Origin of the sequence: Sulfurimonas sp. HSL-1656 (genome assembly GCF_039645585.1) — a bacterium.
GTDB classification, from domain to species: Bacteria; Campylobacterota; Campylobacteria; order Campylobacterales; family Sulfurimonadaceae; genus Thiomicrolovo; species Thiomicrolovo subterrani.
In genome coordinates this window covers 1,511,750-1,525,721 of sequence record NZ_CP147915.1, presented here as the reverse complement: position 1 = coordinate 1,525,721, position 13,972 = coordinate 1,511,750, and the positions used below count along the sequence as shown (strand labels likewise).

The window sequence follows — 13,972 nt, the reverse complement described above, 5'->3', positions numbered from 1 at the left end:
GTTAGCCATGCTAAGATGATAACCACATATAATTTACCCCAAAGGAAAAAAAAGAATGAAGATTAAAACGGTAACGGCATCACTCCTGCTCGCCGGCGGGTGCATCTTCGCAGCCGATACGGGCTACACGGTGGGTGCGGGGGCGGACAGCAGCGGGAACTGGGGCGTCAACGTCAATGTGGGCAGCGGCGGCACCGCGGCCCCGGCACCCCGCGTTGAGCACTACGAGCGCGTCGAGCGGGAGGATGACGGCGACAAGCGCTGGAAAGAGGAGAAGAAGGCACGCAAAGCGAGCGAAAAACGCTACAAAGAGGAGCGCAAGCACCGCGAAGAGATGGAGCGGGAGCGGCGCAAGGCGGACGAGGAATACTACCGGGAGCGGAACAAAGCAGACGAGGAGTATTACCGCGAAGAGCGTAAACATCGTGAAGAGATGGAGCGCGAAGAGCGTAAACGCTACGAGGAGCACCGGAAAGAGCGCAACAAATAAGTCCTGGTATCCCAAAGCACTATTCTTGAAATGCGCTTCGGTTCCTGAAACGCATAACGATTAATAGTCAGAATATTTATGCCACTTTTTTAGAAAAAGTAGCGCAAAAAGCGGCCTTTCGCGAATCGCTCACCCCTCCCGGCTTTGTGCCTCCGGGATGGCTTATAAGGATCGCGCTCAAGGCCCAAGGGTCTATTTTATTGATGCGCTTCGACGTGTCGAAGCTCTCTTCCTTTTACTAGCTTCGATCCATCGAAGCGCATTGATCAATAGGCAAACGGTCGTTAAGCGTGCCATGAAAGCCGCCCTGAAGGCATAAAGCCGAGAAAGGGCGAGCGATTCGCGCAACGACGATTTTCTTTTGGTTCTTTTCTTATGAAAAAGAAAAGAATGAGCAGTGTATTTGATTACCACTCTTTGATTGGATGAATGCGCTTCGACGTGTCGAAGCTCACTTGCGTTTATGAGCTTTGGTTCCCGAAGTTCACTGATTATGAAAAGATGTTGGCTAGAATAGTTTTACTATTTGTGGGTGTATAGAGTCAAAAGGATCAGCGTATGAAAAAGAGCATATTTGCAGCGGCTTTCCTGCTTTATGGCAGCATGGCTTCCGCCATCAGCGTCGGCGTTATCGTTCCTTACGAAGAGGAGGAGAAGCCCGCTCCGAAAAAAGAGCTGACCGCCGAGCAGAAAAAGCAGGAAGCGGTTTTCAAAGAGCGGCTGCGGCAGCGTGACGCGGAGCGGGAGAGGGCGAAAGAGGCGCAGGAGAAGTTCCGGCGGGAGCTGCAGGAGAAGCGCCTGAAGGATTAGCAGCTCTCCCGGCTGCAGCGTTTCAGTGCATCGATGTCACCGCCGGTAATGACGTCGATGTATTTCTCGATCTTCGCCGTCGGCCACTCCCACCAGCGGATGGCAAGCAGCGCCGCCGTCACCTCGTCGTCGAAGCGTTTGCGGACGGGGCGTGCCGGGTTGCCCGCCACGACGGTGTAGGGCGCCACGTCTGCTGCGACAACGGCATGGCTGCCGATGATCGCCCCGTCGCCGATGGTCACCCCCGGCATGATCGTGGCCCCGAGCCCGATCCAGACGTCGTTGCCGACGACGGTGTCGCCGCGGTTGCCGGACTTTTCGAACATGGCGACGATGTCTGCGCCCGTCGTCTCCGCGTTCATCGTGAAGTTGTCGAAGGGGTAGGTGGAGAATCCGCCCATGGCGTGGTTGGCCGAACTGGTAATAAAGCGCACCCCGTGGGCGATCTGGACGAACTTCCCGATGATGAGCCTGTCGAGGCTGAGGGGGAAGAGATAGGGGGCGAGATAGCCCGCGTAATCCTCCAACGTTTCAAAATTGTGGTAGTAGATGAATTCGCCCACCTCAATGCGGGGGTGGTCTATGACCGCCCTCAGGTGGACGACCTGCTCGACAGCGGTGCCGTCGGGCATCACCATGGGGTGTTTTTTTGCCGGGTCCAGCATAGTCTTCTCCTTAGCTGAGTTTCGCCGCGATCGCCATACAGGCGTCGATGTCGCCCGCTTCCAGCGGCGCGAGCAGGGTGTCGAGGGTAGAGTGCACCGTCGCCAGGGCGTCGGCGCAATACTGCACCCCGGCCTCGGAGAGCTTGACGAGGCTCACCCGCGCGTCCCTGGGGTTTTTCTCTTTCTGCACCAGCCCCAGCTTCTCCAGCGGGTTCAGCGCCCGGGTGATCCCCGAGGCGCTCATCCCGACCTCTTCGGCCAGGTCGATGCGCCGCATGGCTCGCCCCGGAGCGTTCCGGAGCCGGTGCAGGATGTAAAACTCCGAGAAGCTGATGCCGTGGACGCTAAGCGCCCGGTCGACCTGCTTGAAGAGCTTCGCATGCGCGGAGGAGAAGGCGAAGAGCCATTCCAGTTTCGTAGCCATAGATTATCCTTGCAATATATTTGAGTAAACAAGTATATTGCAAATATCTGCGATAGTCAAGAGGGGAGATTGGGAGTAACACTTGTGTAGCCTATGGTGGGAAGAGGGGCGGGGCCGCCGCTTAGCAGCACTCCAGTTCGGCGCGCTTCAGGGCATTGAGCCCCTCCTCGTCCTCTTCGTTCTCGAAGAGCTCTTCGAGGTAGAAGACGTTGGAGCAGACGAGGTAGAGCAGGGCCTCTTTCTCGTCCGCTTTCGGGTCGCGGTCGTAGTAGGCCTGGGGGATCGTCGGGATGATCTTTTTCCAGTAGAGGTTGACGTGCTCGGCCTGCCCGGTCACATACAGCAGGCGGTCGATGACGAGACAGGCGTTCTCGAAGCAGTCGATGTTTGCAAAGGAGACGTAACGTTCGTCTATCCGGATTTCACTGTTCATGGGGCGTGCTTTTTGTAGGGAAGAGGGGCTCAGGTGTGCGGAGGGACATTCTATTCCTTAAAAAATATTTACAATGATTATACTGTTTATAATTTAAGGTAAAAGGGTTGAAAAAGACGGGTTTGGCTGGGCGAGCCTGCCGCTTTCATTAGGATGATGCTAAATATTTGGCCAGCATCAGCAGACAGATGGTTATGACAAAGGCACGCAGGTACTGCGGGTTGATCTTGTAAAGCAGATGCACCCCCAGCCAGGCGCCGATGGCCTGGCCCAGCATCATCACGAGGCCCACGTGCCAGACGACGTTGCCGAAGAGGATGAAGACCAAGAGGGATGAAACGTTGGTGGCGAAGTTGAGCGGCTTGGCCGTGGCGGTAGCCGCCACCAGTTTCGCGCGCCGAAGAAGCACGTTCGCAAAGCCAAAGAACGAGCCCGTCCCGGGGCCGAACATGCCGTCGTAAAAGCCAATGCCTGGCACGACGAGCCAGGTGAACTTTTTCGCACCCACCTTGATGCTGAAGTTTTTTGTTCTGCTTGGGTTGTAGAGCAGAAAGTAGCCGATGATCACCACGAGCACGACGGGGATGACCAGTGACAGCGAATGCTGACTCATGAACTGCACGGCCACGGTACCGATGACCGAACCGACAAAGGCGGCAATAAAGAGGGGCTTGATGTGACGCCATCTTATTTTGGACTTTCTGAGCAGCAAAAAAGTGGCCGTCCCCGTGCCGACGCACCCCTGCAGCTTGTTTGTCCCCAGTGCGTTGATGGGTGAGAGTCCAGTGAGCATCAGCGAGGGCAGGGTAATAAGCCCGCCGCCTCCGACCATCGTATCCATCGTGCCCGCGACGATGGATGCGGCAAAGAGGAACGTGAGCATTTCGATTGATATTTCCATGGGCGTTAGCGATGCTTTTTTTATTCTATAAAAGCCTTCCTTACCTATAGTAGTATAGCTTTTGAGGCATTTATCATGTTGTATTTTTTTAAATAGGTATTGTTTTGTATATCCATATGAAAGCTTGTTGCAATGGCACAGAGAGCGTATATTCCCTCAAAAAATTGTGGCTTGAAGCATATTCAATTGTTGATAGGAGTAAAAATATTAAAAATAAACAAATACAATTTATAGTTGTAGTATACTTTTTCAAATTCAAGTTATTAGGTTTGTAATTATGCAACAAAAATTATCCAACGATCTTGTTCTACTCCTAATTATGTATGCCGATGAACAAGGTAAAATCGTAGGAAAAACAAGGCTTCAAAAAATGATTTTTCTTTATGAAAAAGAATGTCAAAATAAGATCAATCAAATTCGTGAAAAAAATTTGTTTGATTTTTTTGCTCATCATTATGGCCCATTTTCTAAAGACCTTTATAAACATTTGAAAAATTTGAAAACATTTGGAATGATAACGATTGAAAATGAGACTGATTCTGAAGATGAAAATTTGGTAGAAAAGGAAACCGAATACTGCATTACAGAAGATGGCATTACAACGGTGCATGAAGAGATATTTCAGAAAGAAAGAATAAATCCATTTGAAATGGAAACTTTGGACGCATTTAAAAAAGAATACAATAGTATGAATCTGAATGAACTCATAAAGCTTGTATATACAAAGTATCCAGAATATACAAAAAACTCAAAAATAAAAGAAAAAGTATTAGGATGATCTATTGACAGAAAAAGAATTAGTTGAAAATGTTCTTCCATTTTTCAAGAAGCATTCTATTTATTGCGAAGTGAAAATATTTACTCGTTCAATAGATGTTGTGCTAAAAAGACCTGACAATAAACTCATTGCTATTGAATTTAAATTGAAAAATTATCAAAAGGCATTTGAGCAAATTTCTGACTATCAAATAGTTTCAGATTATTCTTATTTATGTATCCCGAAAAGAAATATAAGTCATCAAATATTACAGACCTTGACTGATAGAGGTATTGGCCTATATATGTATGATCATGAAAAACATTCGTTAGAGGAAATAATAAAACCTAAGAAAAGTCATCTGCATATTCCATTTTATAGAGATTATTTATTTCAAAAACTAGAAGAAAAAGAAAGGAACTTATAGAATGAGTACTCTCCAGCATTTATTAAGATATGGAACTTCGACTGATAAAAAATATTTTCAAGAGTATCAGAAATATGCATCCACTATAGTATTTAATGCCAATACTATTTGCCACCAATCAAGAGATAATGCAGAACTATTGCATGTTGACTTGCATGAGAAAGAATACATAATTGATCCAAGAACATATGCTTTTCAAATGGACATCGAGTACTTGGCAAAAAAAGATGGCAAAGGGGTGAGACAGACTTACCAAAGTTTACTTTCTGAATATAAGTTACCCTCAAATTTGCTTGATAATAAAAATCCCATAAATCCTACAAATATCAATGTTTTAAAAGAAAATAATTTTGTCCACAGTGTTCTAAGTTTCCAAGAAAATTACTTATTCGACAACTTAGAAGACGATTTAAAAATTTTAGTAAGACGAAGCAAAAAAAATAAAACACCAAAATTCCTTATTGCTCCATATTTTTTACTAAAAGATAATATAGATTTTTGGCTAGGCGTCAATGAAGACTTCATAAAACAGAGTCTTCTACAAAAAGACATATATAACAAAAGTATATATGCAGTACTTCTAATTACTAAAGAAGTGCTTTTAAATGATTCATTAATAAGAAAGATTCTTGATGTATATTCAAAATCTGATGGTCTTGTCTTTTGGGTGAATGACTTTAATGAACAAAACGTAAGTGGAAAAGAAATAGAGTCATTGATCAAATTAGTACATCACTACAAAGAGCGGAATCCTCAAAAAGAAATTATTTCATTATATGGAGGGTATTTTTCACAGCTTTTATATCATATTGGATTAGACGGAGTTTGCCATAATCTAGTATATGGTGAGCATAGAAGCTTGAATCCTATTGGATCGCAACCTACACATAAATATTATCTTCCCACAATAAAACAGAAAATCAATCCATTTGATATGATCAACATTCTTAAGAATCATAAACTAAAAACAAAAGAAGAATTTTACGAAAAAATATGCAATTGCAAAGTATGCAAAAAAAATATTGACACAGATAAAATAGAAGAAAAGTTTATAGTATATTTACATGATAAAGATCCAGATAAAATGACTGAGTTAAGCAGAAATAATTGTATCCGCCATTATTTAGAGTGTAAAGTAAAAGAGTTCGACGAAATACCCAATCAAAATGTCAGAGAGATCATAGAATCTTTAAGACAGACATATGATACGTACAAAGATAAGTCATATCTTGTAAATACGAATAAAGTAAGTATTGACTATATAAAAAGATGGTGTGATACCCTTCAAAATTATTTTGATGGCCTTAAGTGATTTCGAGGTCATTACCGAGATTGACTAAAAGATAGAAAGAATTAGTTCTTGTATTTTTTTCAAACAATGTAAATATTTTCCTAGATATTCATTTTGGAATTGTATTGTGTGTCGTTACTGCTCTTCAACCGAGCAGCGCATGGGGAAGCCCTCTTTGCGGGCCTGCTCCCGAACCATGAAAGCCTTTGTCTCTGCGATCTCGTAGGTGTAGATGCCGCACAGTCCCTTGCCCTTGGTGTGGATGTCATGGGTGATGGCGTCCGCTTCCGCAATGGTTTTGTGGAAGACGGTGTTGATGATCTTGATGCAGAACTCCCAGGTCGTATAGTCGTCATTGAGCATGAAAACGGCGAACATTTTCGGTTCGCTGGTGGCGAGTTCGGTCTTGCTTTCGAGTTGTGTTGACATGGCGGAAGTCTAGCATATTAAAAGATGCAAAGGAATTTCATCTCCTTAAAATAGCTTCGGGAATCGAAGCGCATTCAATCAAATTGGAAGTTGGCCTTGAGCGCTCTTTGTAAGCCGCCCTGGAGGCATAAAGCCGGGAAGGGCGAGCGATTCGCGAAAGGCCGCTTTTTGCGCTACTTTTTCTAAAAAAGTGGCAAAGAGTTCTTCCTTTTCCTTTCTTTTTACAAAGAAACGAAACCAAAGAAAATCGTCGTTGCGCGAATCGCACGCTGCTCCCGGCTTTGGGCCTCCGCAGCGGCTTTCAAGGCACGCTTAACGACACTTTGTCTATTGATTTTATGCGCTTCGACGAGTCGAAGCTATGATGGGGGAGGGCATAGAGGCTTTTTGCCGGGCTACGCTATTCCGATAGATGCTCATATGAATCCCCATAAGAGGCTCCGTTCACCTGCTTTTAAATGTGTCCCGCATGTCATGTGACACGCTATAATGAAAATCTTGTGGGATAGGGGTGCAGCACTACTTGTCACACTGTGAAGGATCGTCATGTGGTTACACGCATCTTGTTTTCTTGAATTCAGTATTCCGGTTCCGACACCTTTTCTGCTGATGCTGCGCCCCCGGAGCGGATGGCAGCAGTGGGTTGCCAGCGAACATTACGTTCTGTCGCCCAATGTGCCGGTGATGGAGTTTACGGATATGTTCGGCAACCTCTGCCAGCGGCTGGTCGCACCGTCGGGCTACTTTACCGTTCACACCTCCGTCGACATTGAAACTGCCGAGGCCTGCGATATGGCCCCGGGTGCTCCTTTTGTCGAAGTGCAGCAACTGCCCGACGAGACGCTCCCTTACCTCTACCCCAGCCGCTACTGCGAATCGGACCGTTTTACGGAAATGGCCAGGTCGATCACGGCGGGCCGGGCCGCGGGCTACGACCAGTGCGCCGCTATTGTCGAGTATATCCGCAATACGGTCCGGTACGCGCCCGGCATGGGGCAGCAGATCATCAGCGCCTCCGAGCTCAACCAGAGCGGCTTCGGTGTTTGCCGCGACATGGCCCACCTGGGCATCGCCTGCTGCCGGGCGCTGTCGATACCGGCGCGCATGGTTGTCGGTTACCTGGAGACCCTTGAACCGATGGACCTTCACGCCTGGTTCGAAGCCTATGTAGGCGGCCGGTGGTACACGTTCGACCCGACACAAAATGACCTGTGGGGCGGGCGCATCGCGATCGCCTTCGGACGGGATGCCGCCGACGTCGCCATCTACACGCAGTTCGGCGACCCCGTGGAGCTGCTGTATATGTCTGTCAATGTCGAACGGATGGTCTCGCCTCCCTCCGACAGTGCGTTATGAAAACAGATTTCTATTTGAATGAAGGCGCTTTGTCGCGACAAAGCTCTTTTTACTGATACTAGCTTCGGTTCCTGAAGCGCATTGATCGATAGGCTCAGGGTCGTTAAGCGTGCCTTGAAAGCCGCTCTGAGGGCATAAAGCCGAGATAGGGTGAGCGATTCGCGCAACGACGATTTTCTTTTGGTTCTTTTCTTATGAAAAAGAAAAGAATGAAGATAATAGTTCTTTGCCACTTTTTTAGAAAAAGTAGCGCAAAAAGCGGCCTTTCGCGAATCGCTCACCCCTCCCGGCTTTGTGCCTCCGGGATGGCTTATAAGGATCGCGCTCAAGGCCCAAGGGTCTATTTTATTAATGCGCTTCGACGTGTCGAAGCTAATCAGCCTTCTTGCTGCGCTGCCGCTTCCTGCTCTGCAATTTTTGCGCGGACCATGTCCATATCGAGCGCCTGCGCCTTTTCCGCGATGTCCAGCAGCTTCTCGTGGAAAAGAACCCCCTCCTGCTGGAACACGATGATCTCGTCTTTCATGACCACCGTCGTCGGGATGGAACGGATATGGAACTGGGCGGCCAGTTGCTGCTGCTCGTCGGTATTGATCTTGGCGAAGGTGATGTCTGAAACGTTCTCCGCGACACGTTCAAAGATGGGGCCGTACTGCTTGCATGGCCCGCACCATGTCGCCCAGAAATCGATGATGACGATCTCGTTGTCCGCTATTGTTTTGTCAAAGTTCTCCGCTGTCAGTGCTACTGGTGCCATTCTTTCTCCTTGGTTGTTTTTATGGCCCTATGCAAATTAGATTCAAGGGGTGATTTTGAGGGAGTTTTTGTTGTACAAAACCAGCTTCATGCATAAATTTTGCAACTCGCCTGGCAGCTAACGGATAAAGCAGACTTTTCGTTGATAGCATATTTTTTTCTAAACGGGGTGAATGATGATAGTACACGTTGAAATGTATAAGTTCAAACTCGAACTGAACAAGATGGCCAACATGGTCAAGGCCAAAGAGATGCTCGAAGCGCTGCCCGAAAAGGTGGAGTGGCTGCAGACGATGCAGGTGGGGATGGACTTCAACCACGGGGCGCACTCTTACGACCTCTGTCTCTACGCGACGTTCAAGACCAAGGAACACCTGATGTGGTACAAGGTCGAGCAGGAGAGCCTGGAAGTGCTCAATTTCATCAAAGACAAGACGGAAGAGATGCACGTTGTCGATTACGAGGTGGATGAAGAGGGGTAGAGCATTCTCTTTGCTCTATAACTCACATTAGCTTCGGTTCCCGAAGCGCATAAATCAATAGGCGACCTGTCGTTAAGCGTGCCTTGAAAGCCGCTGCGGAGGCACAAAGCCGGGAGCAGCGAGCGATTCGCGCAACGACGATTTTCTTTTGGTTCTTTTCTTGGTAAAAAGAAAAGAATGAACTGGATTCTTCTTTGCCACTTTTTTAGAAAAAGTAGCGCAAAAAGCGGCCTTTCGCGAATCGCTCATCCCTCCCGGCTTTATGCCTCCGGGATGGCTTATAAGGATCGCGCTCAAGGCCCAAGAGTCTATTTTATTTATGCGCTTCGACGTGTCGAAGCTCTCTTTCTTTTACTAGCTTCGATCCATCGAAGCGCATTGATCAATAGGCAAACGGTCGTTAAGCGTGCTTTGAAAGCCGCCCTGAAGGCATAAAGCCGAGAAGGGCGTGCGATTCGCGCAACGACGATTTTCTTTTGTTTCTTTTCTTTGTAAAAAGAAAAGATAGAGAAGAATATTTATGTAACTTTTTTAGAAATAGTAGTGTCAAAAGATTGTTCAAGGCTATCTCCCTATCGATTTGACGCGCTTCGACGTGTCGAAGCTCCCTTCATTTTTGTAAACAGGCATGATATTTGTATATACCCTCAAAAACACCCGGCGCAGGGTAGCGCCATCAGGAGGGAAAACAATGCTAGATTTCGGGCCGTTCAAGTCGCTTTCGACGAAGGAGTTCCAGAAGAAGCTGGAGGAAGGTTTCACTGTCATCGACATCAGAAGAGCCGATGAGTGGGAGTACGACGGCATCATCGAAGGGAGCCACAAGATCACCTTTTTTGACGCGATGGGCAGCTTTGATATCGACAAGTTCCTGGAGGACTTTTCAAAGGTCGTGACCTCGAAAGAGCAGCCTTTCGTCCTGGTATGCGCCCATGCGAGCCGGACGAAAGTCGCCTGCGACATCATGGGCGACAAACTCGGCTACAAAAATGTCTACGAGCTCGACGGCGGGATCAACTGGGGCTGGATCGACAAGGGTCTGGAAACTGTCAAGTAAGTAAAAGCAAAAGCAGGAGAAAAAATAGATGCTCGAACTGACAAAAGAGAATTACGATAATACCGTCGACGGCAGCGAGATCGTGGCCATAGATTGCTGGCAACAATTCTGTGCTCCGTGTGCACAGTACGCCCCTATCTTTGAAAAGACGTCTGAAAAATACCCCGAGATCACCTTCACCAAGCTCAACTCCCAGGTGGAAACGAGTATTTCAGATCATTTCTTTATCTCAAGCACGCCGACAACGGTGATTATGAAGGAGAAAACGGTCGTTTTCAAAAAACCGGGCGTATTTTCGGAGGAGGAGCTTGTCGAAATTATCGAAGAGATAAAAGCGATGGATATGGAAGAGTTCCGCGCTGCAAAAGCGGCGGAAAAAGCAGCCAGAAGGGCAGCACGCCAGCAAAAATAGCTGCGTGTCCCAATCAAACACACTTTCTACTCTCACATTAGCTTCGGTTCCCGAAGCGCATTCAAATAAATCGGGCCTTGGCCTTGAGCGCTCCTTGAAAGCCGCCCTGGAGGCCTAAAGCCGGGAAGGGCGAGCGATTCGCGAAAGGCCGCTTTTTGCGCTACTTTTTCTAAAAAAGTGGCATAAACATTCTTCTCTATCTTTTCTTTTTACAAAGAAAAGAACCAAAAGAAAATCGTCGTTGCGCGAATCGCTCGCTGCTCCCGGCTTTGGGCCTCCACAGCGGCTTTCAAGGCACGCTTAACGACACTCTGCCTATTGATTGGACGCGCTTCGACGTGTCGAAGCTCTATAGGTTCCTACTAGCGTTGACTTACTTTCATACGAGCCTTGCGCTCACCGAAGCGCACCGTCCATGCGGTTCAAAATTTCCAGTGTCTTCGTGACGTCGTAGATGGCGCTGTGGTACTGCTCCTCGTCGAAGTCGATGCCGTAAAAGGCGCAGGTCTCCGCGAGCTTCGGGTTTTTCAGCCCGCCCCTGACATTTTTGGCGTTGACGATGCGCTTGTTCGCCTGCATGGTACAGAAGTGGTTTTGAAACGCGACTATGTCGCCGAGATGACGCAGTTCGAAAGCGATGTTGTGCGCCACCAGCGTCGTCGCGCCATTGCAGAAATCGGCAAACTCCCGATCCTCGTCGAAATGCTCCGGGTACGTCGCGTCTTCCCGCAGCGCGATCAGGCGCGAGGGGGAGAGCTTGTGGACGGCGAGGGCGTGCGGGTTGACCGGGTAGCGTGAGAGGTAGTAGCGGTGGAAGGTCTCGGTGACGACGTACCCCGTCGCAGTCTTCGAAACGCGCAGTGCGGCAACTTCGATGACGTCGTGGACGTTGTGCGAGTTCGTCTCGAAGTCGAGGAGGATCACCCCTCCAGCTCCGCGAAGCGCTTCTCATAGCTTGCCATGAGCTCGTCGAGCTTCTCCTGCGCTTCGGCGAGGCGTTCGAAGTCCGCCTCGACCGCCTTCTCCTCTTTGGCAACGGTCTGGTGAAGTTCCATCACCCTGGAGTTGTCCCCGCTGTTCGAGGCGCTCACGAGCTCCGCGTGGAGCGTTTTGATGCGAGATTCGCCCTCCATGATCGCCTTCTCCAGCTTCTCTACCGCTTTGCGCAGCGGCGCGGTCGCCTTGGAGCGTTCGCGGGTGAGGGCGTTGATCTCTTTTTTGTTCGCCTTGTAGTTGTTCTTGGGGGCGGTTTTGACCTTTTCTACCTGGTCCTCCTCGCCCCAGCCGATCTTCGCCAAAAAGTCGTCATAGCCGCCGTCGAAGTACTCGGCCCCGTTTTTGGAGAAGATGATGAGCCGGTCGGCGACGCGGCGGAGCATCTCCTCGGAGTGGGTGACGATGATGCAGGAGCCCTGGAAATTCTCGATGGCGACCATCAGCGCCTCGATGGAGTCGATGTCGAGGTGGTGGGTCGGTTCGTCGAGGAAGAGCAGGTTCGCCGGGCGCGCGAGGATCTGGCCGAGCATGACGCGGCTCTTCTCGCCGCCCGAGAGCAGGGAGACCTTCTTCTCGGCAAGGTCCCCGCTGAACATCATGCCGCCGCAGATGCCGCGCACGACGGAGGCGGAGAGTTTCGGGTTGGCCTCGTAGATCTCCTCCATGATGGTTTGGCCCGGGTTGAGGCGCGAGATGTTCGTCTGTCCGAAATGGCCGAAGGAGGTCGAGGGGTGGAACGCTACCTCGCCGCCGAGAGGGGTGAGCTCGCCGGCGATGTTGTTGAGCAGGGTCGATTTACCCGTACCGTTCTTACCGATGATGGCGAGGCACTGCCCCTTCTCCAGGGTGAAGGAGACGTCTTTGAAAAGGAGGTGCTCCGGCGTATAGCCGAAACTGAGCTCTTTGACTTCCAGCAGCACCTTGGCCGGGGTCTCCTTGAAGTTGAAGTCGAACTTCAGCGTGGGGTCGAAGCCGAGGTCGTCCATCTCCCCCATCTTCTCGAGCTGCTTGACCTTGGACTGGGCCAGCGCCGCGGTGGAGGCGCGCGCCTTGTTGCGGGCGATGAAGTCCTCCAGCTCCTTGCGCTTCTTGTCGTCGGCGGCCTTCTGCTTCTCGTAGAGCTCGTCGTTGGCCTTGAGCTGGTCGTAGAACTTGTGGGTGTCGCCGGGGATGACAAAGAGGCTGCGGCGCACGAGGCCCATGGTGTGGGTGACGATGGAGTCCATGAAGTCGCGGTCGTGGGTGATGAGGATCACCTCGCCCTTGAAACTGCGCAAAAATGCCTTGAGCCAGCGCAGGGAGAGGATGTCGAGGTAGTTGGTCGGTTCGTCGAGCAGCAGCAGGTTCGGTTCTGTTACCAGCAGTTTGGCGAGATTGATGCGGATCTGGTAGCCGCCGGAGAAGGAGCCGGGAGCCTTGTCGAGGTCCTCCTGGTCGAAGCCGAGGCCGAAGAGGATCTTCTCCACGCGGTAGACGTCGTACTTCATCTCTTCGCCGAGGGCCAGTGCCGCCTCTTCGCGCAGGGTCGGTTCGGTGAAGTGCAGGTACTGCTTGAGCGCGCCGATGCGGTAGCCCTTGGGGGTGAGGACCTCACCGCTGTCCGGGCTCTCCTCGCCGAGGATGATCTTGAAAAGCGTGGACTTGCCGCTGCCGTTGCGGCCGACGAGTCCGACCTTGTTGCCCGGGTTGAGCTGGAAATTGAGGTTACTGAAAAGCTCCTGGCTGCCGAAGCTTTTGGAGAGGTTTGAAAACTGTATCATGGGACTCTTTGGACGGATGAAGAATTTTTCGTATTATAACAGGTTGCACCCGCCGCGCCGTCACAGAGAAAAAAGGGAAGAGGCCACTTTCATATTAGCTTCGGTTCCCGAAGCGCATTAATCAATAGGCTAAGTGTCGTTAAGCGTGCCTTGAAAGCCGCTGCTGAGGCCCAAAGCCGGGAGCAGCGAGCGATTCGCGCAACGACGATTTTCTTTTGTTTCTTTTCTTATGAAAAAGAAAAGATAGAGAAGTGTATTTCTTTGCTACTTTTTTAGAAAAAGTAGCGCAAAAAGCGGCCTCTCACGAATCGCTCATCCCCTCCCGGCTTTATGCCTCCGGGATGGCTTTCAAGGAGCGTTCGAGGCCAATTCCTAATTGATTGAATGCGCTTTGTCGCGACAAAGCTCTTTATTCTCAATATAAGCTTCGACACGTCGAAGCGCATAAAATCGATAGGCTAACGGTCGTTAAGCGTGCCTTGGAAGCCGCTGCGGAGGCCCAAAGCCGGGAGCAGCGTGCGATTCG

General features: G+C 49.7%; 17 protein-coding genes and 1 pseudogene. 10 read left to right on the top strand and 8 right to left on the bottom strand.

The features are described from left to right. Positions 1-55: 55 nt before the first annotated feature. Both WCX49_RS07915 and WCX49_RS07910 read left to right on the top strand, forming a co-directional pair. Complete coding sequence (locus tag WCX49_RS07915) at positions 56-490, top strand: hypothetical protein (RefSeq protein WP_345984557.1); 435 nt, start codon at positions 56-58, stop codon at positions 488-490. Between the two features lie 558 nt (positions 491-1,048). After that, positions 1,049-1,300, top strand: coding sequence for a hypothetical protein (locus tag WCX49_RS07910; protein ID WP_345984556.1), 252 nt, complete (start codon positions 1,049-1,051; stop codon positions 1,298-1,300). On the opposite strand, the pseudogene WCX49_RS07905 reads toward WCX49_RS07910, so the two are convergent. From WCX49_RS07905 to WCX49_RS07890, 4 genes and pseudogenes are all read right to left on the bottom strand, one after another. Continuing rightward, positions 1,297-1,602, bottom strand: a pseudogene (locus tag WCX49_RS07905) (CatB-related O-acetyltransferase); the annotation flags it as partial. The gene WCX49_RS07910 and the pseudogene WCX49_RS07905 overlap by 4 nt on opposite strands. A gap of 373 nt (positions 1,603-1,975) precedes the next feature. Next, on the bottom strand, positions 1,976-2,389 hold the full coding sequence (locus WCX49_RS07900; protein WP_345984555.1) for a MarR family transcriptional regulator: 414 nt from the start codon (positions 2,387-2,389) through the stop codon (positions 1,976-1,978). A 121-nt stretch (positions 2,390-2,510) separates the two neighbouring features. After that, positions 2,511-2,822 carry a N(2)-fixation sustaining protein CowN gene (gene cowN, locus WCX49_RS07895; protein WP_345984554.1) on the bottom strand — a complete coding sequence of 104 codons (312 nt, stop codon included), beginning with the start codon at positions 2,820-2,822 and terminating at the stop codon, positions 2,511-2,513. Positions 2,823-2,970: 148 nt separating this feature from the next. Then, entirely contained in the window at positions 2,971-3,723 is a 753-nt protein-coding gene (locus WCX49_RS07890; protein ID WP_345984553.1) for a TSUP family transporter, read from the bottom strand. Positions 3,724-4,042: 319 nt separating this feature from the next. Between WCX49_RS07890 and WCX49_RS07885 the strand changes: the two genes are divergently transcribed. From WCX49_RS07885 to WCX49_RS07875, 3 genes are read left to right on the top strand one after another with little or no spacing between them, the layout of a single operon-like run. Further along, entirely contained in the window at positions 4,043-4,501 is a 459-nt protein-coding gene (locus WCX49_RS07885; protein WP_345984552.1) for a type II toxin-antitoxin system antitoxin SocA domain-containing protein, read from the top strand. 4 nt (positions 4,502-4,505) lie between these two features. Continuing rightward, a complete protein-coding gene (locus WCX49_RS07880) occupies positions 4,506-4,907 on the top strand; it encodes a hypothetical protein (RefSeq protein WP_345984551.1) in 402 nt (133 codons plus the stop codon). 1 nt (position 4,908) lies between these two features. Continuing rightward, the gene (locus tag WCX49_RS07875) at positions 4,909-6,219 is read left to right on the top strand and encodes a hypothetical protein (protein WP_345984550.1); all 1,311 of its coding nucleotides are present in this window, start codon (positions 4,909-4,911) and stop codon (positions 6,217-6,219) included. A gap of 114 nt (positions 6,220-6,333) precedes the next feature. Here WCX49_RS07875 and WCX49_RS07870 read toward each other — a convergent pair whose 3' ends face one another. Beyond that, positions 6,334-6,627 carry an ATP-dependent Clp protease adaptor ClpS gene (locus tag WCX49_RS07870; RefSeq protein WP_345969228.1) on the bottom strand — a complete coding sequence of 98 codons (294 nt, stop codon included), beginning with the start codon at positions 6,625-6,627 and terminating at the stop codon, positions 6,334-6,336. Between the two features lie 546 nt (positions 6,628-7,173). Between WCX49_RS07870 and WCX49_RS07865 the strand changes: the two genes are divergently transcribed. Next, positions 7,174-7,983, top strand: coding sequence for a transglutaminase family protein (locus WCX49_RS07865; RefSeq protein WP_345984549.1), 810 nt, complete (start codon positions 7,174-7,176; stop codon positions 7,981-7,983). Positions 7,984-8,359: 376 nt separating this feature from the next. On the opposite strand, the gene trxA is transcribed toward WCX49_RS07865, so the two are convergent. Then, entirely contained in the window at positions 8,360-8,740 is a 381-nt protein-coding gene (trxA, locus tag WCX49_RS07860; RefSeq protein ID WP_345984548.1) for a thioredoxin, read from the bottom strand. A 172-nt stretch (positions 8,741-8,912) separates the two neighbouring features. Between trxA and WCX49_RS07855 the strand changes: the two genes are divergently transcribed. From WCX49_RS07855 to WCX49_RS07840, 4 genes are all read left to right on the top strand, one after another. Beyond that, on the top strand, positions 8,913-9,221 hold the full coding sequence (locus tag WCX49_RS07855; RefSeq protein ID WP_345984547.1) for a Dabb family protein: 309 nt from the start codon (positions 8,913-8,915) through the stop codon (positions 9,219-9,221). Between the two features lie 177 nt (positions 9,222-9,398). Continuing rightward, positions 9,399-9,656, top strand: coding sequence for a hypothetical protein (locus WCX49_RS07850; protein WP_345984546.1), 258 nt, complete (start codon positions 9,399-9,401; stop codon positions 9,654-9,656). A gap of 256 nt (positions 9,657-9,912) precedes the next feature. Next, positions 9,913-10,278 carry a rhodanese-like domain-containing protein gene (locus WCX49_RS07845; protein WP_345984545.1) on the top strand — a complete coding sequence of 122 codons (366 nt, stop codon included), beginning with the start codon at positions 9,913-9,915 and terminating at the stop codon, positions 10,276-10,278. Positions 10,279-10,306: 28 nt separating this feature from the next. Next, complete coding sequence (locus tag WCX49_RS07840) at positions 10,307-10,690, top strand: thioredoxin family protein (RefSeq protein WP_345984544.1); 384 nt, start codon at positions 10,307-10,309, stop codon at positions 10,688-10,690. Positions 10,691-11,086: 396 nt separating this feature from the next. Here the strand turns inward: WCX49_RS07840 and WCX49_RS07835 are convergent, their stop codons facing one another. After that, on the bottom strand, positions 11,087-11,614 hold the full coding sequence (locus WCX49_RS07835; protein ID WP_345984543.1) for a 3'-5' exonuclease: 528 nt from the start codon (positions 11,612-11,614) through the stop codon (positions 11,087-11,089). Further along, positions 11,611-13,446, bottom strand: coding sequence for an ABC-F family ATP-binding cassette domain-containing protein (locus WCX49_RS07830; protein WP_345984542.1), 1,836 nt, complete (start codon positions 13,444-13,446; stop codon positions 11,611-11,613). Before WCX49_RS07830 ends, WCX49_RS07835 begins: the two co-directional genes overlap by 4 nt. Between the last annotated feature and the right edge of the window lie 526 nt (positions 13,447-13,972).

Excerpts from the sequence above, each read along its gene's own strand:
- WCX49_RS07915 (WP_345984557.1), top strand. The coding sequence starts at position 56 with ATGAAGATTAAAACGGTAACGGCATCACTCCTGCTCGCCGGCGGGTGC.
- WCX49_RS07910 (WP_345984556.1), top strand. The coding sequence starts at position 1,049 with ATGAAAAAGAGCATATTTGCAGCGGCTTTCCTGCTTTATGGCAGCATG.
- WCX49_RS07900 (WP_345984555.1), bottom strand. The coding sequence starts at position 2,389 with ATGGCTACGAAACTGGAATGGCTCTTCGCCTTCTCCTCCGCGCATGCG.
- cowN (WP_345984554.1), bottom strand. The coding sequence starts at position 2,822 with ATGAACAGTGAAATCCGGATAGACGAACGTTACGTCTCCTTTGCAAAC.
- WCX49_RS07890 (WP_345984553.1), bottom strand. The coding sequence starts at position 3,723 with ATGGAAATATCAATCGAAATGCTCACGTTCCTCTTTGCCGCATCCATC.
- WCX49_RS07885 (WP_345984552.1), top strand. The coding sequence starts at position 4,043 with ATGTATGCCGATGAACAAGGTAAAATCGTAGGAAAAACAAGGCTTCAA.
- WCX49_RS07875 (WP_345984550.1), top strand. The coding sequence starts at position 4,909 with ATGAGTACTCTCCAGCATTTATTAAGATATGGAACTTCGACTGATAAA.
- WCX49_RS07870 (WP_345969228.1), bottom strand. The coding sequence starts at position 6,627 with ATGTCAACACAACTCGAAAGCAAGACCGAACTCGCCACCAGCGAACCG.
- WCX49_RS07865 (WP_345984549.1), top strand. The coding sequence starts at position 7,174 with ATGTGGTTACACGCATCTTGTTTTCTTGAATTCAGTATTCCGGTTCCG.
- trxA (WP_345984548.1), bottom strand. The coding sequence starts at position 8,740 with ATGGCACCAGTAGCACTGACAGCGGAGAACTTTGACAAAACAATAGCG.
- WCX49_RS07855 (WP_345984547.1), top strand. The coding sequence starts at position 8,913 with ATGATGATAGTACACGTTGAAATGTATAAGTTCAAACTCGAACTGAAC.
- WCX49_RS07850 (WP_345984546.1), top strand. The coding sequence starts at position 9,399 with ATGAACTGGATTCTTCTTTGCCACTTTTTTAGAAAAAGTAGCGCAAAA.
- WCX49_RS07845 (WP_345984545.1), top strand. The coding sequence starts at position 9,913 with ATGCTAGATTTCGGGCCGTTCAAGTCGCTTTCGACGAAGGAGTTCCAG.
- WCX49_RS07840 (WP_345984544.1), top strand. The coding sequence starts at position 10,307 with ATGCTCGAACTGACAAAAGAGAATTACGATAATACCGTCGACGGCAGC.
- WCX49_RS07830 (WP_345984542.1), bottom strand. The coding sequence starts at position 13,446 with ATGATACAGTTTTCAAACCTCTCCAAAAGCTTCGGCAGCCAGGAGCTT.